The 21,300-nt window shown below is 38.0% G+C and carries 19 protein-coding genes and 3 pseudogenes; 19 read left to right on the top strand and 3 right to left on the bottom strand.

Going from position 1 to position 21,300, the window contains the following annotated elements; all coding sequences use genetic code 11:
- Positions 1–51 precede the first annotated feature (51 nt).
- From I6N90_RS00720 to I6N90_RS25200, 15 genes and pseudogenes are all read left to right on the top strand, one after another.
- Complete coding sequence (locus tag I6N90_RS00720; RefSeq protein ID WP_197933613.1) at positions 52–801, top strand: Imm51 family immunity protein; 750 nt, start codon at positions 52–54, stop codon at positions 799–801.
- A 40-nt stretch (positions 802–841) separates the two neighbouring features.
- Positions 842–1,348 (top strand): hypothetical protein, encoded by a 507-nt coding sequence (locus I6N90_RS00725; protein WP_232242457.1) that lies wholly within the window; start codon positions 842–844, stop codon positions 1,346–1,348.
- 489 nt (positions 1,349–1,837) lie between these two features.
- Complete coding sequence (locus I6N90_RS00730) at positions 1,838–2,509, top strand: AtpZ/AtpI family protein (protein WP_197933614.1); 672 nt, start codon at positions 1,838–1,840, stop codon at positions 2,507–2,509.
- 335 nt (positions 2,510–2,844) lie between these two features.
- Entirely contained in the window at positions 2,845–3,585 is a 741-nt protein-coding gene (locus I6N90_RS00735) for a class I SAM-dependent DNA methyltransferase (RefSeq protein WP_197933615.1), read from the top strand.
- A 363-nt stretch (positions 3,586–3,948) separates the two neighbouring features.
- Complete coding sequence (locus I6N90_RS00740; RefSeq protein ID WP_197933616.1) at positions 3,949–4,092, top strand: hypothetical protein; 144 nt, start codon at positions 3,949–3,951, stop codon at positions 4,090–4,092.
- Between the two features lie 252 nt (positions 4,093–4,344).
- A complete protein-coding gene (locus I6N90_RS00745) occupies positions 4,345–5,700 on the top strand; it encodes an FAD-binding oxidoreductase (protein WP_197933617.1) in 1,356 nt (451 codons plus the stop codon).
- A gap of 499 nt (positions 5,701–6,199) precedes the next feature.
- Positions 6,200–6,379, top strand: coding sequence for a hypothetical protein (locus I6N90_RS00750; RefSeq protein ID WP_197933618.1), 180 nt, complete (start codon positions 6,200–6,202; stop codon positions 6,377–6,379).
- A gap of 385 nt (positions 6,380–6,764) precedes the next feature.
- Positions 6,765–6,935: a hypothetical protein gene (locus I6N90_RS00755; RefSeq protein WP_197933619.1), complete on the top strand. Its 171-nt coding sequence runs from the start codon at positions 6,765–6,767 to the stop codon at positions 6,933–6,935.
- 356 nt (positions 6,936–7,291) lie between these two features.
- Positions 7,292–9,001, top strand: a complete 1,710-nt coding sequence (locus I6N90_RS00760) for a M12 family metallopeptidase (protein WP_232242458.1) — start codon at positions 7,292–7,294, stop codon at positions 8,999–9,001.
- Positions 9,002–9,891: 890 nt separating this feature from the next.
- A complete protein-coding gene (spoIIP, locus tag I6N90_RS00765) occupies positions 9,892–11,151 on the top strand; it encodes a stage II sporulation protein P (protein WP_197933621.1) in 1,260 nt (419 codons plus the stop codon).
- Between the two features lie 284 nt (positions 11,152–11,435).
- Positions 11,436–11,681, top strand: a complete 246-nt coding sequence (locus I6N90_RS24575; RefSeq protein WP_232242460.1) for a hypothetical protein — start codon at positions 11,436–11,438, stop codon at positions 11,679–11,681.
- Positions 11,682–13,028: 1,347 nt separating this feature from the next.
- On the top strand, positions 13,029–13,169 hold the full coding sequence (locus I6N90_RS24580; protein WP_232242462.1) for a hypothetical protein: 141 nt from the start codon (positions 13,029–13,031) through the stop codon (positions 13,167–13,169).
- Positions 13,117–13,523, top strand: a pseudogene (locus I6N90_RS24585) (IS66 family transposase); the annotation flags it as partial. The gene I6N90_RS24580 and the pseudogene I6N90_RS24585, both read left to right, overlap by 53 nt.
- A gap of 294 nt (positions 13,524–13,817) precedes the next feature.
- Positions 13,818–13,973: a helix-turn-helix domain-containing protein gene (locus I6N90_RS00785; protein WP_332262418.1), complete on the top strand. Its 156-nt coding sequence runs from the start codon at positions 13,818–13,820 to the stop codon at positions 13,971–13,973.
- A 1,114-nt stretch (positions 13,974–15,087) separates the two neighbouring features.
- On the top strand, positions 15,088–15,912 hold the full coding sequence (locus tag I6N90_RS25200) for a helix-turn-helix transcriptional regulator (protein WP_197933624.1): 825 nt from the start codon (positions 15,088–15,090) through the stop codon (positions 15,910–15,912).
- A gap of 127 nt (positions 15,913–16,039) precedes the next feature.
- Here I6N90_RS25200 and I6N90_RS00795 read toward each other — a convergent pair.
- A pseudogene (locus I6N90_RS00795) lies at positions 16,040–16,716 on the bottom strand (IS256 family transposase); the annotation flags it as partial.
- Positions 16,717–17,065: 349 nt separating this feature from the next.
- Between I6N90_RS00795 and loaP the strand changes: the two are divergent.
- Positions 17,066–17,647, top strand: a complete 582-nt coding sequence (loaP, locus tag I6N90_RS00800; RefSeq protein ID WP_197933625.1) for an antiterminator LoaP — start codon at positions 17,066–17,068, stop codon at positions 17,645–17,647.
- 535 nt (positions 17,648–18,182) lie between these two features.
- On the top strand, positions 18,183–18,623 hold the full coding sequence (locus tag I6N90_RS00805; RefSeq protein WP_197933626.1) for a hypothetical protein: 441 nt from the start codon (positions 18,183–18,185) through the stop codon (positions 18,621–18,623).
- Here I6N90_RS00805 and I6N90_RS25345 read toward each other — a convergent pair.
- Both I6N90_RS25345 and I6N90_RS25000 read right to left on the bottom strand, forming a co-directional pair.
- A pseudogene (locus I6N90_RS25345) lies at positions 18,553–18,819 on the bottom strand (hypothetical protein); the annotation flags it as partial. The gene I6N90_RS00805 and the pseudogene I6N90_RS25345 overlap by 71 nt on opposite strands.
- 174 nt (positions 18,820–18,993) lie before the next feature.
- The gene (locus tag I6N90_RS25000; protein WP_197933627.1) at positions 18,994–19,113 is read right to left on the bottom strand and encodes a helix-turn-helix domain-containing protein; all 120 of its coding nucleotides are present in this window, start codon (positions 19,111–19,113) and stop codon (positions 18,994–18,996) included.
- A 316-nt stretch (positions 19,114–19,429) separates the two neighbouring features.
- Between I6N90_RS25000 and I6N90_RS00815 the strand changes: the two genes are divergently transcribed.
- Positions 19,430–20,098, top strand: coding sequence for a nitroreductase family protein (locus tag I6N90_RS00815; protein WP_232242464.1), 669 nt, complete (start codon positions 19,430–19,432; stop codon positions 20,096–20,098).
- Between the two features lie 7 nt (positions 20,099–20,105).
- Positions 20,106–20,951, top strand: coding sequence for a hypothetical protein (locus tag I6N90_RS00820; RefSeq protein ID WP_197933629.1), 846 nt, complete (start codon positions 20,106–20,108; stop codon positions 20,949–20,951).
- The last annotated feature ends 349 nt before the right edge of the window (positions 20,952–21,300 follow it).

The raw sequence follows: 21,300 nt of genomic DNA on the forward strand, positions 1-21,300 counted from the left end.
GGATTACAATTTAATAAATATTTGATTAACACTAGAGAAGAGGAAACAAAAATGGATAATGATCTATTGAAAGAGCTCACTCTTTGGCATAACAAGAACAAGTATGAAAAAATCATAAACAAAATTATGGAAATACCCGAACCCGACAGAGACTATGACTTAGTTTGCCATTTGGCAAGAGCATTGAATAATCAAGACAAATATAGTGAAGCTATCAACTATTTTTTATCTGTGCAAGAGCAAGGCCAGTACGATCCTCTTTGGCATTACAGATTAGGATATGCTTATTATTATATTGGAAAGTATAAGGAAGCGATAGTTGCTTTTGAAGAGGCTGTAGCACTAAACCCTGAAGATGAACATAGCAAGACGTTTCTAGAAATGAGCCGCAATGCCGCTGGTAGAGAAGGAAATGAAAAGATCCGTAAAGTGAATGATGAACAGGTTGAGGGTCTGTTAGAAGTTGATGAAAAAATAAACCAATTTAGTCTAGTTGCTCATAATAATGGAAGCATATCAATGATTTTAAGTGTTGGAGAATATAAGCGTGACATTTTTCAAACACGTGCTGAAGAAGGAGTTGAGGGCAACGGGTATGATTGGGCTTCATTAGCAACTGTGTTTCTTAATGAAAAAATGCCCCATTTAGTTGATATTATAAGATTTGATCCCGAAGCCGATATGTTCGCTGCATATACAGATAATAGAGAAGCTATGTTTAGTTTTGCAATCGCCTTTAATGAAGCATGTGAAGATGACATATTAATGAAAGACCTATTTTCGCGAGCTGAATTAGATTGATCGAAATTATCAAGTATTTTTTCCTCGATTGCCGAATCGAATGAAAGAGTCATTGGATAAAGAGGAGATTTTTATGCATATTTCTATTGCGGAACATTGGAATCTTAAAAAGCATGAACTGCCCGGCATTAATTGCATCGTCTACCCAAATGGCACTATAACCATTTTAAATTGTTACAGCACTTATAACCCCAACACAAAAGAGCGTAATTTTTTTAGCTCTCCACTGTGTGACACAACCATTGAAAGCATAGCAAAGTACAACGTGGATTATTGGACGGTCGTTGATGAATGGGTCAGTATTGATTATCAAGACGGGAGAATCTATGGCGGTGATGGTGAAATGGGAAATGAAGGATTTATTTCCTGTACGGATGCTGATGACCGTTTGGTATGGGGAATATTTTTTGAAAATTCAAACCCTATAAAAAGCTTAGAAATTAAAGATCAAATCCTAATCGCTATTAATGAGCATTCTGAATTACAAATTGAAATCAACTTAGAAAACCTCAATGAAATTAATATGACCACTATAAACCACAAATGAACAACTAACTTCAAAGATGTAATAAAAACACACAAGTGCATCTACGAATTTCTGTGAAGGACGGATTCAGGAGGATTAATAAAAATAAGAAACGGTAGCCCATATAAGGGCTGCCGTTTTTTCTTGCGGAGACAGTGAAACAGGTATAAATTGTTAATAAGAACACTAATAGGATTTGTTTGTAGGGAGGAGAGAAAACATTGGATTGGGAAAAAATCAGAAACAAGATAACATGTACGGATTGCACAGTAAGCGAAATCAAGATTGGTCATAGCCTTGACGAAGGCGGCATTTATTCGAGGACACCTTTGAAAAGACCTGAGCATACGGAGTATCGACTCCTTAGCGAAAGAATTCTTTTCATTTGCAGTCAATGTGGTTTGATTCTGAGGGAATATGCTGAAAACCATGAGAAATTAAAATAAAACTTAACGAAATATTTCGAGAGCTTTCATTTATTTCTATTATTAGGGAGGTGTAATAACGTACATGCATATAATCTCGGCCATCTTACATTACCTGACGCATCACCCGTTATGGTCATTTTTGATTATCTTATTTATCAGCCTTTTCATTGGAATCCTCATTACGATATGGCGCAATCATGGAAAATGGTTAATTGTATTTCCTATTTTAGGTTTTATAACAGCGATTTTTAATATCTTTTTCACGCATTATCTAAATTCATTATTTCTTAATGCCGTTGGAACGGAGGGCACTGCCATTATTGTTTATGCAGAGCAAACAAACTCCACTTACAACGATAAATATATTTGGGAGTATTCAGTTGTACTTAAAACCTCCGAAGGTCAGGATGTGGCGACGAGCTTTAATACGATGTCCGCAAGTATCTATCCGTTGCGCAATGCCATTCTTATTCCTCCTCAGGGTGAAGTTTTTGTCGCTAAATATGTTCCTGGCTTCGAACGTAATATTCTCATCATGAGTGATAAATCAAACTACGGTAAAAAATGGGTAATTAATAAAGACCTAAAACCGGTTTTAAAAGCCGAAGCCCAGCTTGCAACTAGTCCTAGCAATCCTGATTTCATTTCGGAATACCGCTTAGCACTTGAAGCGTTCATCGAAAAGTACCGTGATGGACCCGATCCAGCACTAATTCAGCAGTTTGAGCAAAAACTTGAAGCGCTTGAAAAGTGAGATGTAGAGCAATAACCTATGCAATATTGAAAGACATTAACCATCATTTCAGCAAAATTAAAGCTCGAGGAACCGAGATAAAATCCAGGTTCGTCAAGCTTTATTTTCTTGAAGAGATGTAAACAGGAACAGGTAGTACCGTTACATCTATTTGTTATTTATCTGAACGAGTTCTTGGCAATGTTAGGTTCGTTAAAAATTGATTATACATATTTAATACCAAAAGAATTATCGAAAAAATAGTAATATAAGACTGTTAAACGCGATGGTTAATTCAATAGATTCATTTTAGAAAATTCGGAATGTTATAACATAAAATGAACGGAGGAATCGCTTTGATAGAACATAACAATCTCGAAGAATATCTAGATCCAATAAATTACGATCTTGAATTCGACGGTGAAATGGACAAATATCAGTTTTATCTTGAACTTGCTAAATCGAGTCCTGGGGAAGTTTTAGAACTTGCTTGTGGCACAGGCTTAACAACGATTCCCCTGTCTAGAGCCGGCATAACGATGACCGGTGTAGATATCTCTTCAGCGATGCTCGAATACGCGCGGTTGAAGGCCGCAGGGTTGACTGTTACTTTTATGGAAGGCGATGCTCGTACCTTCGAATCGGACAAGCGATTTTCGATGATATATTTGACAGGTAATGCATTTCAGGCATTTTTAAGTGATCAAGATCAAATCGATTTGCTAATGACCGTTCACAAACATTTACAACCCCATGGAATTTTTGCATTCGAGACCCGCAATCCGGAAGGATCGGATTTATCCGATCAAGAGGAGACAGAATGGGGATCATTTATTGATAAGGATGGGAATAACGTCAAGGTATCAGGCACACAATGTTACGATGCTAGCCAGCATATCATGCATTGGGTCACGATGCGTGATTGGGGGTATAAGCGAACCACTACTCGAATTGCTTGTCGGTTCACGGATCAGGATACGCTGCATTCTTTATTAACCCGTCACGGCTTTCGCATCGAATATCAATATGCTGACTGGGATAAAACGCCGTTCTCTCCGTCATCTTCATCTATCATTAGCGTTTGTAGGAAATGTTAGCAGAGACGTATTACATTATAGGATATCAAGATTTTTAGCCGAAGAAAGCAAGTTGGCTCTCGAAGTGGAAGAATGCATTCATGTGAAAAGACAAATAGAGCGCCCCATAAACCTTGGCGCCCTATTAGTAAAATGTTAGAAGAATCTAAAACGATTGAAACCACAAGGATCGAAACAACAACGATTAAAACAACAATGATGATGGTGATGGTGGTGGATATGGCGTCGACGGCGACAAGATCTATTGTTTCTCATTATAGACACCTCCTACTAACAAGATAATCCATTATATGTATTTTAAATAGATTTGGTATGGACTAGCATATATTCTAGTGAGAATTGGTATATGGGAGGAATGAGTAGATGGGAGAAGCTAGACGCCAACGATATTACAATGCGCAAGTCGTATACCCTGCATTTTGCTGTAAGAAGGTTGAAATGCTGCGAAATGATCGTGAAACGGGGCAAACACACATGTCGGTGACAAGAATATGTACCGATTACTGATAAAGGCCAACAATATATACAGATTGCCGACATAGTTGCAATACGTGTGCTCATTGATTCGCTTCGTCAGCAACAAGTACTTAGAAAATAGTGTGGTAAATACTGAAAGCCGTAATCATTTGATTGCGGCTTTTTTTATATACCTAATCAGCAACAGTCCATACCAACCATTTAAACCCCACATACCATAAATGGTATGTGCCTAATTTGTGGAAGTAATAAATAATCATTTAATTCTAGGGAGTTGGATACGTGAAATCAATATCGAGACTTACCGGACGAGTGATTCTCAAAGGACAACCAGGTTATGAAGCAGCTCGTAAAAATTGGGACCCTCATACTGACAGATTTCCTAAAGTGTTTGTTTTTGCTCAAAAAACTCAGGATGTTGCTAATGCTATAAAATGGGCTCGTAAAAATAATGTTCCAATTCGCCCAAGAAGCGGACGGCACGCCTTAGAGCCCAACCTTTCCCAGGTTAACGGTGGAATTGTCATCGACGTCAGTGAAATGAAAAAAATTAAATTGAATAAAAAATACAATACGGTTGTTGTTGAGACAGGTAATCGGGTAGGTAGAATTGTAGATACGTTGGCACGGAAAGGATTTATTGCTCCATTTGGTGATAGTCCAACGGTTGGAATCGGTGGAATTACAGCGGGTGGGGGAATTGGTCCTCTTCAAAGAACAACTGGACTCATCAGCGATAATCTAATCGAACTAGAAATGGTTGACGCAAAGGGAAGAGTTATTCGAGCAAATAAAAAACGAAACTCCGATCTACTATGGGCTTCCCGCGGTGGTGGTGGCGGCAACTTCGGCGTATACACAAAATATAAATTCAAAGTATTGCGCTCGCCAGCCAAGGCTACAGTTTTCAGCATTACCTGGCCATGGGAACAGTTCGAAAAAGTCGTAAAGAAATGGCAAGTATGGGCTCCTGACGCCAGTACCAAGTTGGGCAGCGAATTAAGTGTAGGTCCCAAAAAAGGTGGAAATGTCAGCATGCTCGGGTTGTACCTCGGTTCTAAAAAGGAGGCCCTACGCCAATTAGAACCTATTCTAAGAGTTGGGACAACTACGAAAAGAACGATCCGATCGCTCCCATACATCGAAGCAACTAAGTTTTTATTAGCCCCTGATCCAGTGCTTACCCAAAAGTTCAGTAACCAGTTCTCCAGTGGCTTCGGAAGACGTCCATTCCCGAATAGAGCTTATAAAGTTATGCGTGAATTTCTAACAAAAGCAGAAGGAGGGACTCCGGCCGGATTCTTCTTCCTTAACTGGGGAGGTGCCATAAGCCGTATCGCTCCTAAAGCGACTGCATTCTATTGGCGTAAAGCAAAATTCTATGTCGAATGGAACAGCTCATGGGTTAACCCATCTCATGCAGCTAAAAATATTGCCTTAGCTCGGAACACTAGGAAGAGATTACAGCCTTATATCGTAGGTTCGTATATCAACGTTCCTGATCAAGGTATAAAAAATTCTGGGCCTGTTTATTATGGTAAAAACTATCCAAGGCTACGTAGAGTAAAAGCTAAGTATGATCCGAATAATCTGTTTAATAATCCTCAGAGTATTCCACCGGCAAAGACAAAAACTTAATGAAGTGATAAATGATATACAAGTGGGCAGCCGACAAAAATGATCGACTGCCTTTTTCATTGAAGCTTCTACGATATTGCTTTATGCAAAGCCGACAAAAAAGCGGATGATTTTATAAATAATCTAATTATTGCTGCTAGCAACAGCTTGTTAATCTTGTTTCCATTGAAGATGAATTTTGTGATTTGGCTTAGTTTAACAATCCTTCACTTCAACAATGAAAATCAATCCTTGGTTTTTAAGAGATTGGGAGACTTTCATTCTAAACAGCTATACGTTCAAAAAATTAACATTCTAAATAAAAACAGGTCGGCTCTAAATAAATATGCAAAAAAATAGAGAGAAATCAACTTAAATAGACATTTTTTATCGTTGGACAATGGTTCCCAATTTGTGTATATAAATAGGATACGTGGACATAATATTTTTAGCTTACTGAGCCAATAACATGATCACTATAAATGATTAATAAAGATGAGAGATGGGAGGTGCTAAGTTAATGTCGAATAAAAAATGTTATTATGCATTTGAGGATACATCGGGCAACTTAATTGAATTTCAAGCCACTAGCTTACAACAGGCGATGATGATTAAAAAAAAGAAGGCCCAAGAACTAGGAATCTACAAAGAGGCTTTCGAGCTCACAAGCATAAGCAAGAAACCAAGCCAGAGCGCATAGTCTGGCTTTTTTTGTAGAAAGCAATACTGTTTGCGACTTTCCCTAAGCTAAGGACATGAACTATATTTCATGATTGAGTCTGGACAAGAACATGATGTCATAATAGCGCTATTTGCTCCGACAAAAATATTAGCTGATTAATAACCGCGTAAATCGCGGTATTTTTGTTTTACCGGTACATATTCCTGGCAATGTATACTGTTAAAAATATGTACCGATTACAGATGAGTTATTAATTTCACTTATGATTGCTCACTTATTTACGGTATTTCACTCGGTTGGAAAGGGAGGGAAGATATCTAAGATTATTATGTTAATTAGGTTTAGATAATAGGATAAAATGCAAGTCTATTTCTCATACTAACTTTGAGTGGAGGTGATTGCTATGCCAAAAAATGACGCCGATCCTAAGTATGACCGCGAGGATAACAAAGCAGATAAGAAAAACAATCAGCAGAATCATGCTCATTTCACTGAAGAAATACAAACGCTTGAAAGCAACAAAGCTGCTGATTATGTCCCAAGTTTAAATGGTATCCCCAAAGATCAAGTTTAACTAATTGCAGGCTGCCCTTCTCATCACTATATGAGGGGCAGCCTTTTCAGTCATTTTGTAAAACTTTCATATCTTGAAGATTCGCTTTACAAAGACTGGGGGTATTCGAAGATTATATGGAGGAACCTTACAGATTGAAATTTAACAAAACAATTAATTATGAATATTACTAGTGTGTTAAGCGCTAGAATTCGGGATGTATTCTAGCATTTTCAGTTATCAGACATGGAAAATTTTTTCAGATTTATCACAATAGATACGGTATACTTAAGGTGTGTTTTCTAAAATTTGAACTGGAGGTGTCAGCAATGTGCAGTATACCCCCATCCAGAACAACTCACTTATCCGACTCAATCATGTGCACCATCAAAGAACTTCCTCCCGAACTTCAAGTAAAATCGGCTGCTAGAGCGATCGAGATTAACCCAGAAAACGCTCCGAAAGCCCACCAAACACTACTTTTGTCACAAGAGGAGCAATCAAACCCCCTTAAATTGGCTTTACTGACATTGAAACGCTGGAGAAGAAGTGGTGTAAACCTGACTGTCGGATTTTTCGGTAATCCATCTGCTGAATTGAAAGCTCGGATTATTAGCCACATGAATGCATGGAACGTGTCCGGAAATATTCAGTTTACGGAATCTTCTAACAATCCTCAAGTCCGAATAAGTTTTGATCGTGAAGGATATTGGTCATATTGCGGGATCGATATTCTACAAATCTCTTCTGACCAGCCCACGATGAATCTCCAAGGATTCAGCATGGATACGCCAGAATATGTATTCCGACGTGTCGTTCGTCACGAAACTGGTCACACACTTGGCTTTCCTCATGAGCATCTCCGTCCAGAAATCGTGAATCTCATTGATTCGGAAAAGGCAATCGCCTATTTTGCAGATCGTTTCATGTGGTCTCGTGAGAAGACAATAGCGCAGGTACTTACTCCACTAGACCCGTTCGTAAATGTAACTGTGGTGGCGGATCCTAACTCTATCATGTGCTACAAGTTGCCGGCGTCCATCATGAAAGATGGCATTGCTATTAATGGAGGCACGGATATTAGTGCTTCAGACATGCAGTTAGTTGCAATTTTGTATCCCAAGTCTAATGCAACCAAAAGTCTCATGCATACTGTGCGTAACTCGGACGGAAGCTGGCAGCCCTTGGAGAATCTGCTTGATAAATTTAGTATTGAAAGTCCGATCCTTTCTCTTGCAGGTGCGAAAGACGAAAATGGCAATACTCATTTAGTTTTCACTACGATCTGGGGAGGACCTGAGGAGATTGGACAATTGTGGCACTCGATTCGCCACTCGAATGGCAATTGGTCGGGGCCGAACAATCTATCTCAGTTGCTAGAGATTTCCAAAGGTGTTGCAGCAGTCGCAGCGGCGAGCGGGCAGAATGGAACGATACAATTTATATTTACAACGAGCGATGGTCATCTATGGCACACTATTCGTGAATCAAACGGGAATTGGCAACCGATTGGTGACCTCCGAAAAGAAGTTAAGGTTTCTGGGAACGTGGTCGCTCTCAGCGGAACTAGCGGCGCCGACGGGGCTACACAGTTTGTGTTCACTACAAATGACGGACACCTCTGGCACACCATTCGGCGTGCTAACGGTAGCTGGCAGCCGCTAGGCAACCTTTCGGCTGAGCTTTCAAGGAAATGGACTGGAGTCGTCACTACAATTGCGGGAGCAGAAGGTCCTAGCAACGGGGATGCGGTGTTTGTCTTCGCTACAAACCAATCAAATCTATGGCATACACTTCGTCATAGAAATGGTGGGAAGTGGATGGGGTTGAATGATTTAGGAAAAGAATTGCAGGTAGAGAAACGAGTCATCGCAATAGGGGGTTGCTCCGGTGCAGACGGACAAACGCAGTTCATCTTTGCTACTCAAGATGGTCAGGCGTGGCATACTATCCGTTATGCTAATGGAGGTTGGCAAAGTGCGGTTCCACTAAATTGGGTACTGCCAATCATAGGCCCAATGCCCACTTTGACCGGTGTGACCGGCGACTATGGTGCAACGCATTTTTTCTTCACCACGTACCAGTAATTGGAATTACTTTTGACGTATTGCTTCAGAGGACTTATCCGGTATCGCTTACGCAAGATCATCGGCAATAAAGTCTGCAATGAGGTGATATCGCCATTTGGGATGCCCACAGAAAGGGTCCCTTGAAATGGTTTTTATAAATACAAGTTAACAGGAGTAAGGCTACGTGTATCTATGAGCGCCGTCATAACAGTTATTCATGCTTAAACGAAAGAGAAACCCAACTTCCTTTTCAAGTCTTTGGGTTTCTCTACAATTGGCGGGAAATCAAAAAAGACGCTAGTTTCCTGAGATAAGCAGTCGGCATGGACGATATTGTCTTAGTAAATAATATCGCAGTTTTTTAAATTATAGATACTAAGGTGGTAATCTGAAATCAGTCATGAGTCAAGTTACAAGCAGATCAGGAAGAGATTATACTTTAAGTTGAAATGTGGGAAATGTGGATCGAATCTTAAAGAAAGTAGAAGTGAGCAGAAAGTAATAATAGAAATGGTTTACTATTGTGACACAATGACGGATGACAAAAATAAATGCCGATTAATTACCGCGAAAATCGCGGTTTTTTTGTATTTTCGATACATATTCTTGGCAATGTACAATGTCAAGAATATGTACCGAGTGCCGAAAAAGGATCAAATTTTTCACATAAAAACTACCCTGAAGGACATGAGACATATCTTTCACCTCACCTTCAAGAAATTTTTTAAATTAAATGTACTGGTAAGACAATGATATTTGTTATACGCCTTTTTTGTTAACAGTGCAGTTATATAATTTATTCTTGGAACATAGTCTCGATATTACTTTGTGGATTGCAGTATAGAAGGATTTTCCTCCATTGTTGTCGAATTTCGTAGAACAAGTCTATGAATGGAGGAAAGCTAGCTTTGAAACTAAGAAAACAATTATTGGGTGTAACCGTCATTTTTGCTTTATTATCCAACGGAGCGGATGCTTCATATGCATCTATTCAGAGTTTATCGAAAGGGAAGACGCTGAGCGGGGGAGCTGAACAATACGCCCAGATTGCATCTGTTCAAAATAAAGTAACCGTTGCAAATATTGTGGCTGTTACTAATTTACGCAATGGACCAGGGCTGGATTATGACGTAGTCGCCAAAGCGAAGGCAGGCGAATCCTACCCTATTATTGGCACCGAAGGAGAATGGTATAAAGTATCTCTTTCAGACGGCGGCGCGGCTTATGTTGCAAATTGGGTAGTGGAAACTGCGCCGAGTGACAGCAATCAATCTTCTACGAATAATGGACAAAAACCAGGTAAAGATGTAAAGACCAGCAGTTCCAAAGATAAGAAAGAAATAGTAAATATAGTGGACACCACCAATTTGCGCAAAGGGCCGGGGTTAGATTATGAGATTCTTGCCAAAGCAAAGGCTGGTGAAACGTTTCCTGTCTTAGGATTAAAAGACAATTGGTATCACGTTTCGCTGCCAAACGGAGGAACCGCTTATGTTGCCAAATGGGTGGTGAATACAGGAGATGTCAGCCAAAGCGACAGTAAAGTGTATATCTACCATACACATAATCGGGAATCTTGGAAAAATGTTTCAAGCAGTACGAAGGGGACTTCCTTCGATGATCCGAAAGTGAACATTACGCTTGTAGGTAAGCACCTGGCGGAGAGTCTGCAGAAAAAGGGAATATCTTCAATTGTTGAAGAAACCGATTTTACTACAAAGCTGAATGAACAGAAATTAAGCTACACGAAAGCCTATTCCGAATCGCGGAAAGCAGTTGACAACGCAATGAGGTCACATGCTTCCTTGACCTATTTTTTCGATATTCATCGGGATGCGGATATTCCGCGCAACAAAACAACGGTAGTTATTAATGGCAAATCGTATGCTCGCATTATGTTCGTCATTGGAGACGCAAATCCTAATCATAAGGAAAACAAAAAGTTTGCCGAAGCGTTAAATACGCTTTTGAACAAAAAGTATCCGGGCATATCTAGAGGCATATTGCTAAAAAGTGCTAATCAAGGGAATGCTGAATATAACCAATCCGTCTCTAACGGAAGCCTGCTGCTCGAATTTGGGGGAGTTAACAACACGCTGCAAGAGAGTCTCGATTCATCTGAGGCTTTCGCAGACGTGTTTGCGGAATATTATAAATCAGTGAAGTGATTGTGCACCCCCTAGAATAGATATTGGAAAAACCCCTGGTTAAATCCGATGTTATTCTAGGGGGTGCATTTTTATGCCAGCAAAGAAAGTTAAGATGCAGGCATGGAATCTATGAAGTTTCGTGTAGATCATACAGGTGCCGTAATGGATCTAGAATACAAATAGTAGACGAAATAAAAAGTGATAAAAAATGATAAAAAGTGATAAAAATAGATACATAGTACCTTGCAAAACGCCCAAAAAATGTTATTTTAAAAGTATACTGAAAAGGAGGAATGATTAACATGAAAACAAAGGTTAGAAAGAGAATTATAGCTTTATCTTTTTTAATTACCATGAGCTTAATCATGAGTTCTGCTGTTAGTGCGAGTAGTCAAAACAAAGCAAGTGTTGGTGTGAATGCTAGTGTTGGTGTGAATGCTAATGTTGGTGTGAATGCTAGTGTTGGCGTGAATGCTAGTGTTGGCGTGAATGCTAGTGTTGGTGTGAATGCTAATGTTGGCGTGAATGCTAGTGTTGGTGTGAACTAAAAGTGTTGGTGTGAACGGTAATCGTATGTCGTGACAGCGGTTATTTAAAAGACGATATACTCACTGTAATTGGGAAAAGTGAATATGAACTTCTGTTAGACGAGGGAAGAAAAAGGAAAGTATTTGGGAACAGCAAAAGTTTAAAGATTTTAAAGAAAATAGTGAATGGCATACTTATGTAATTAATGTGCTAGATTCTAATAAACTTGACCAGAAGTAGGTTACTAATCAAAATGATAACATCGTAATTATGGAGTTTAGAAAAGAATAGCTGATTCATAAATTTTATATAAAAAAGCAGTCGGAAGTTGACCGGCTGCTTTTTTATTTTGTGCATTTTTAGTAGAGGAGTTTATTTAGATTGGATTAAGCCTCCATTATTTGATCAACTAGAAAAAACTGGCTTCAACACAATGGAAGAGTTGAAAGAACAAGATTCTGTCATCAGCAAACGTTTGATTTTGGTCGTATTGTCGAGGAAATGCGGCCAACATGGCTCAAGTTTCAACGATGGATTATGGCGAGTGTGCTAGGCTAATTAGCCGTTCGTATGGCTTTTGATAAAAGATAGAATATATGGCCTGGTTGCTCTGCGCGAATTATTCGCGGTTGCTTGCTTATTAAAAAATATGTACCTGACATCGAAAAAGCTTATGAACAATTAAACGGCACTGATTTACCAAACAAAATTATAATTGGGATTGAAATGCTGCTCCTACATATACTTAGATAGATAAATGGGGCAATGCATGGTCAGATATTTTGATGCTGTACCATCGACTGCAAAATATGCTTATAAAGCTTTTGGCTATTGTGCACTTTGTGGTTCCAGGATAAGTATGCAGAAACCGCAGGAGCACAAATCTCTGAATACGATAAGAATAGTTGCTTGTTATTTTTCTCCTATTGCTATTAGTAAGTTGTTCTAATAAAAAAGATACAGCGACTTTTACAAGTCAATCAAATAACTGGTTTATTTCAATTAATTATTAGAAAGTAGACAAAAGCTATATAGGAACTTCCACAATAAAATATGTTGGAAAAGATAAATTAGAAACGTTAGAAGTAGACATAATTAATAAGAATGAAGATGGGGATTTCAATCCATCTAATACAATTGATAAAAGCTCTATATACTTTAAACTAAATGAAGAAATACAACTAGTGGCAAAAGAAAAGATAACGTATTATAAAGATGTGAGAAGTGTAACTTTCCGTTGGACCACAGATACAAATGCTTTTGAGGAAGGGTTTGTTCTAATAGAGATTCTTGAATACTTTGCTTTTTGGCATATTAGCTTATTTTAGATACTTTTGCATAGAATAGATTCAGGAGAGTGCGTATTTATGGGATTTTTATTACGTAGAGCTGTCGAGGAAGACTGGGAACAGATAAAATTAATCTACGTGGAAGAAAGCATAGAATGGGTTCTAATCAAAAAGATTCCCGCAAGCGTTCCTGAAAGGGTTCAAGGGATACTTGCATAGCGATGCCTACTCGGGTTATGTGAAGCTAGCAGTGACAACATCTTGTCTATGTTGGGCCCATCTTCGCCGCAAATTTGTTGAGGCTTTGCTACCTGAGGCGAAGCAGCTGGAAGGCACCCTCGTCAGTGAAGGAGTCGCCTATTGCGACAAGCTTTTTGAACTGGAGAGCGAAAGGAACAACGTCTGGTGCAGGAAAAACCTGTACTCGATGTTTTTTGGTCATAGGTAGTAACAGCGAGGGGTAAAGCTCTTCCTAAATCCAAGCTAGGTGAAGCGCTGAGGTATGCACGTAACCACAAGGCAGAGTTGCTCGAGTACTTACAAGATGGGAACTGCTTGATCTCGAACAAACTTGATACCTACCTTCTGTGGAGTCCGGAAGTTCAACAATATTGTACATAACGCACAGCCTGTGGATCTTTATGACCATGGGTTTTTCTTTTGCAATACACCTGGTTGTTTGACGCTTACGAATGGAATTAGCCTTTGTTTTGTGCTGTGACATACTTATGCATTTATAAACCACAGATTTTCAGTGACCTCCCTTGTAGCAGTAGAAGTTTTTGTTTTTCTACTGTCTACTACGATGGGAGCATATCACAGCGATGTAAGGGGCTTTTTAAATTTGGAGAAGATTAAATGAAAATAATGATAACAGTGAATGAGCTTTCTGAACAAACAGGAGTATCAACTGACTCTATTTATGCAATGGTACGTGAAAATCAGATCCCGCACTTTCGGATTAGAAAGAGAATTTTATTTCACAAGGATACGATTGATAGATGGTTAAAGAGTGAACATTAAAATGATCGCAAGCCAATCAACAATCCGTAACGAATGTAGGCGATGTAGCAGAAATCAAAATTGGACCATTTGGACTATTGCTGCATAAGGGAGATTATATATAAAATGGATACCTATTAGTTAATCTATCACATATTGTTAATGGGGGAAAATGTGCTGACTCTAAGCTTACAATTTCGGACAACAAATAGAATGAATTAGCATCAGATAATACCATTTTTCCTGCATCATATTCTCTCAAGTCCAGGGTATAAAAAGATTATTGAACATAAGGCTGTTGGAGTTACAATGATAAACCTTAATGTACCAATTGTACCTGGTCTTCACATCCCTTTATTGCCCATTTACTTGCAAGAACAGTTTATTTTGTTTTTGGAACAGGTCGATAAATCAAAATTTGAATTAAAACAAAATATTGATAAGCTCGAAATTACTATAAAAGTTTGAATGTCAATGAACTTTGGTAAAAGAGATTGATCCCTTCTCCAACAAATTGAAATAAGTATGTTGATGTTGGGAAGGAATAAATATCCGAGAACCTGAGGTAGATGTCATGGTTGATACTATGGTTAAGAATGCGTTCATCCGACTTAATCCTGAAATTGCAGAAGATCCATCTCGTGCAGATGAAGTTATTTATAAGTTTCGTAGGATCATATTAACGATTCAATAACACAAGTCTTTGGCTTCTTATTGAGCAAGGAACTGCCGCAGTCTCAGCCTTATTTCTCACTTTATTCACATGTGTACAACTTGATAACGGAAGCATCGGAAAATATGCGAAAAAATATTTCATAAGGGCAACGACCCAGTAAGGAGCAAGAAACGGCCTAAACCCCTTGAGAGGTAGAACGAAGGAATGTAAAGGCATAGACCCAGCGTGACATGGGAGGGGAAACCTCGAGGGCAAACGTGAAGATCCATTGTGCGATCATAGGCAGATATCAAAGGTTTTGGAAAAAAATTGTTCTTAGCTCTGTTCCCGCCTACACTTTTACAGGAAAATAGTATACGGTCTACATCCTAAGTCGCTTCTCTCAAGATGTCAAAGTTGAAAAACTAAATATAAGCGAGAAAACAGGGGAAACATTACTTTATAGCGGGAGGAATGCTTGTGAACTTATTTGTTCCGTCAGAATCAGTTCAACATACTTGGCATTGTCTTGCTGACATTTGTCCAATTAAAGTAAGGAAATGGATGGAGTCGTTTGACATCAGGGGGATCTGTAGCGACACAAATCGGTTGAATGATAGGCTTTCCTCTCCTGATATTGAGCATTTAACTCAGCGTTACGAATGGCTAGTTTCAATTGCGAGAGAGGAATTGGCAGCTTTGAACATCGCAATTTTTGTTCCTCACGTATTTGTTATTTGCGATCCGTACGGTATTGCCATTGAATTGATCGGTAAGGAAGATACTATTGTTGGACTTGAACATATCAACTTTGGTGTCGGTACATCGTTTGCAATAGAAAGTACGGGATTTAATGCAATTTCTTTGGCGATGAAACTAGAGTCAACTGCTGTTGTACAAGGAAAGGAGCATTCTCTAGATCTCTTCCAAAATTGGTCCAGTATATGTGTGCCTATACGATTGAATGGAGCGGTATACGGTTATGTCGATTTTTCGTTTAACACGAATATGGATGTGACTTTTGCTGTGATCCTTATGGAGAAAACAGTTTGTTTAATTGAAAAAAAGCTGGTAAGAAAAAATCCAGAATCTAAATTCGAGAAAATGGAAAAATTGTATGAACAATTTAGACTGACCAAGCGTGAGAAGGAAATAGCTTGTGGGTGGCTACAAAATAAAAGTGTTATGGATATGGCAAATGTGTTGGGAATAACGGAAGGAACCATTCGGAATATGTTAAAAAAAATATACGCCAAAACGGGCGTGTGCAACAAAGGAGAGTTTTTCAGGAAATTTCTTTCATAGATATGTCCTATTTAGGATATATCAAACATATAAATTTTTTGATATTATTTAGGATGAGAACGCTAGGCAAAGGTAGCGTCAAGAATTATGTTTAAATGAAAATAACCTTATCTTTTAGAAGAATCAATTAGTTCTTGCTTGTGAACAACTCTTGAATTTCAGCTCGTGCTTGATCAAAGCCGATATGACAGCGAGTAGCGAAGTGCTGATTATACCCATCGAACTGTGAAACGAGAAACTTCTCTAGTGCTTCTTCATGTGGAAACTGTTCTTTTCGCTTTGTATACTTCTTGCTTTGCTTGTTAAACGATTCAATGAGATTCGTAGAGTAGATGCTTCTCCAGATCGACTTTGGAAAGCTGTAGAATGTGAAAATGTATGGATTTTCACGTAAAGATTTTACCATCTTGGTATAGGTGGCTTTCCACTGGTCACAGAAAGCGTCTAGTGCTGCTTTACCAGATTGCTCATCTTCTGAACGGCACACAACTTTGAAATCCTCACAAATGACTGATCAATCGGAAGCCCGAACTTTATGGGCGATATTACGTGCGACATGAACACAACATCATTGGTACTTAGCTTGCGGAAACACTTGCTCTATTGCCGATACAATGCCCTTCAATCCATCTGAAATAAGAGCAGTATCTCTTCCGTCCCACGTGCTCGAATGACTTGCAAGAGTTCGTTCCAAACATAGACGGATTCAGTTGGGGCAATCGTTTACGCGAGCACGTCCTTGGTGCCATCCTCACGAATACCCACCGCTAGATAAACCGCTTCTTTGGACACTGTTTCACGCTTACAGCCGCCCACAACCTGACAATTATCAAGCGAATTGTGTTCAATATGTTGAAAAATGAAACAAAAATCAAACCAAAAATGAGCAAACCGAACAAAAGAATCGTTGCGGCGTTGGATCTGGAATATCGGGATTATTTAATCAGTCAAGCTTTCAAGCAGATGCAATGAATAAATACGCGACGGAACTTCTAGATAGGGGTTTAACGAGTTCGTGAATTCTCCGTAATGATAGCGCTTTCATTGGAGAATTATTGTAATATATTTTCTTGATTTATTTTATAAAATGGTTTGTATCGTGAATTTGAGAAAGCAATTCTTTCAAGAAAGTAATCTCAAAAGGGGTTCAAACATGGATTGGTACGCGCTGTTTGTCGAAACTGGAAAAGAAGATTTAGTTCGTAGATTAATTCATAAATTCTTCGATGAGACTGCTGTTCGTGCGATTGTACCCAAACGTAAATTAGAAGAAAAAAGACAGGGACAAACATTCGAGATTTGCAAGACAATGTTCCCTAGTTACGTTCTTCTAAATACAAAAATGGATGTGCAAACTTATTACGATCTTAAACAAATACCAGGGTACTATCGGCTTTTGAATAAATATTATAACCATGATATCTACAAGAGAAAAAAGAAAAACAATAGCGAAGATCATCAAAATGATTATTTATTTTCTAAAATTAATAATGATGAAATTTCCTTAATTTTGCAATTGATTGATAATAAGGGGATGATCGATTATTCGCATATATATACGGAAAACGCTAGGGTCACAGTGTGTGAAGGACCCTTAAAGGGCAAAGAAGGAATGATTAAAAAAATTGATAAACGTAAAAAAAGAGCACGAATAGTTTTACAATTCATAGGAAATGAAATAAGCATGGACGTTGGAATTAAAGTTTTGGAACCACTTGAAATAAGAATCAAATAAAAAATCAAAGTGAATCCAATCGCTGCTTCGGTACGTTGTATTAGCTTTGAGGATATAGAACAGATACTATAGTGTATATGAAATATACACGACGTGGCGAAGCTATGTCATTTTGAGAAACAGAATTCCAAAATTATACTTGCAGTAGAAGCGTATGATAAAAGTAGGAGTCGTTAAATTACACTTTCATTCCATTATGGTAGGAGAAGCCGGTGTACAATATCTTAAAAGGTTACTTCGACATCTGTCTTGCTAATGCGCAACGCATTAAGAATGTACCTGGTCGTAAGACAGACGTTAATGATTCGTAATGGATGGCAAAGCTTCTACGATTTGGCTTAATTGAAGAGAGTTTCGTTCCTTCGGAAGATCTTTGTGAACTACGAGATTTGACTCGCCTTCGCAAGAAGTGAAATGGCAACCTCACAGCAGAAAAAAACGCATACAAAAAATGTCGGATGCCTCGAATGTAAAATTGGGAACGGTTATCTCGGATGTATTTGGCGTTTCCGGTCGGAATCTCCTGTAGCGTTTAATGGAACAAGGTTTTGTAGATCGTGACGACATCGAACATCGTGTTAGAGGCAATGTAAAGAAGAATGTATCTCGCATCGCAGAATCCTTGTTTGTAACACTGATCAAACATCAAATTCTAGTCATTCGAAATTGCTGGGAACACATTACTTTTCACGAGAAATCGATCGCTGAGTTGGATCAAGAAATTGAAGCACATCTTGAGCAGTACCAAGAGGAGCATAACCTGCTTCAAACCATACCCGGAGTCAGCAGCATCACAGCTTCGGCGATCATTATAAAAAACGGATCGTCTTTCCTTCTGGATATTTTGGAACAATATGTTCCAGAATGGATAGATATATCTCGGCATCATACTGTTTATGTTCTTCCTAGTAGATTTCACCAGACTCATAGTCCACAGTTGCGAGTAGTTTCGCGTTGTAATACTTATCATAGGTAGGTATAATTTTTTGCTGACCTTTAGGAAACGAAGTGCTTGCGATTGTTTGATCATCTCGAATCATGCCCTCATCTTCAAACAATATTTGATCAGTTTTGCATTCCAGCAATTTTTTTAACTCTTCAAATTCTTGTTTGAATTGTTCCTGTTTCTCAGGGTCTGCTTTCGCAAGATTATATGTGGGTGTGATATAGCAGAACCCTAAACGTTAGAGCAACTGCCTTGCGCCTCATTCAGAATATTGAACATCATAATGCTTCTTAATACAATCGCGCACAAAAGGATGTCCAGTTCATATTGGCTGGAAAACCAACATCAGTGGGTGTTTTTTCGACAATCGTTTTGTAAAGTGCCTGCTCTTGTTCAGTCGTTAGTCGTTAGTCGTTAGTCGTGTTGGCCTTCCTGGATAATGTTGCATACGTAACCCTTCCAATCCAGCTGCCTGATAAGCTTGCACATAATAACCAATCGTGGCGAAATCACGGTTCATTTCTCTCCATAGATTACGTCATGGAGAAATCATTGAACAGAAACCACTCAAAACTCTTTATTTATAATATTCAATATCGAGTATATATAAATATAAAGATATGTTCGATCCCGATTAGGAATTGAAGATTAACATCTCGTGATTTGTAATGAATCTGTCCACTCAATATGTTATCAAAAAATAAGCTTCAAAGCACTAGGCGGTTTCATTACGTTTGATGACTTGAGCGTAGCGAAAGGCATGGTTATATAAGATGATCAAATGGGAATTCTCACCGAACATAAAGAAAACATTTATAGACTATCATGTGGTTTCTATGAATGAACCTGAGTTTGCATTTTCACAGATGTATCAGCATCAAAATAGAAAACGGATTCCAAACGATAATTATCCTTTGATCAAATTGGATTATTCACTGGATTTAGATAATTCTTTTGAAAAAGTATTATATGAAAGGAAAACATGCGTTAGTCAGTTTAAGAATAAACAAAATATCAATCAAAAATTCATTTCAAAATTTTGCAACTTGGCTTTTATAGGTGGTAATCGAAGAGGACGTACTTATCCTTCAGGAGGAGCACAATATTATATTAGAATTTATATTCTATTTAATGAAAAAAATGTACATCAAGAAATGGTTGAATTCGGTAACATTGGAGAATTGAATTGTGATACTGGTGACTTAATGATAAAGAAATATCAGCCATGGGAAGAAGTTAAAACTGCTTTTATTCAGGAATATTTAACTGATACAACACAGTTTTCTATTGTTCTTAGTATTGATATACAGTCTATCTCAAAAAAATATCATGATATTTCTTACAAATTAGTTCAACAAGAAGCAGGTCACATTGGACAAAATATACAGTTGGTATCTCAATATTTAGGTATTCAAAGTGTCCCTTTGGGGGGATTTTATGATACGGTGCTAAGTAATATGATCAATGAAAAACAGACTGTACTTTATGCATTCTTATTGGGGTAGGTGTAAAATGTACTATTTAAATCACAGATTTCAAATCGTAAAAGAAGCTGATATTATCATTTTAAAAAATTGTATTTCGAATAATGCATTAGTTACATTTATTGATAAAGGGATTGATTTGGATAAGTTTAAACAAATCATGTATTTTGGTCAGAATAAAGATATGGATCATTCTATGGAGTCTTCAGAGATGAATCTATTAATCGACTCATTTCCGTCTAGTTTTACTTTTTGTTCTGATCATAGAACAACATCACTGTTTGTTTTTATAAGACAGTATACAGAGTTTTTATTACCAGCTTTTATCGCAGTGGATCGACTTGAAATGTATTTAAACTATGTTGAAGAAATTATTAAAGAAAAGAAAACTTGTGAAGTGTATTTATCACTAGACAACTCTTTACCTCATATATCAAAACTTCTTTCAGAAATTCCATTTATGAACATCGCTAACGAGGAAGATCATGATAGTAAGAAAAATTACGATATTGTAATTACAAAAATAAGAGGGTATGAACAAGATAAGTTATGGATAGAGAAGAGTGAGCATATTTTGTTTTTAAATATAAATCAGAACAGTATTGAAATTGGTCCGCTTGTATTTGCATCCAAATTCAAAATTCCAAATATTGAAATTGAATCAGTCAAAGCAACCACTAATGTATTAAAGCATGAAGAATTACTGATTTATTTCTTTTTAGAAAGAATATTATATATTTATTTTTTTAAGCTTTACGATAAAACAAATCAAATTGATTATTTTCCTACACGTAGTCGAATATGTATTGATAGGATGAATTTGCATGGCAATAGCGAACTAATTACTATGTATCCAAATTTTCTTGAGGTCTAGGGCGTGTCTGAATACTCCGAGGGTAGTAGATTTTGCCGAATTTTCGTTCCATGCAAGGACTTTTGTGAAGGTGTACCGGGGTACGTCAAGCAAAAGTGACAAAGCAGGGGGCGGAAAGGCGGTGAAAGATGATCCAGAGCGGGTTTTCAGACACGCCCTAGTGTGTTGTGTGAATTTATTATTAGAAGAGCAGTGACTACACCATCGATAATTTACATGTATGCATTAGTTTTCACCTTCACTTACGTGAAAGTTGTAAAATGAATTTCACAGTGGGAAAAAATAAGACCATCAAAAGTCTAAATCAGTTTAGTCTATCCGCCAGAAAAGGGACACAGTATCAACAATG

Origin of the sequence: Paenibacillus sp. GSMTC-2017, assembly GCF_016019935.1 — a bacterium.
In the GTDB taxonomy this organism is placed as follows: domain Bacteria; phylum Bacillota; class Bacilli; order Paenibacillales; family Paenibacillaceae; genus Pristimantibacillus.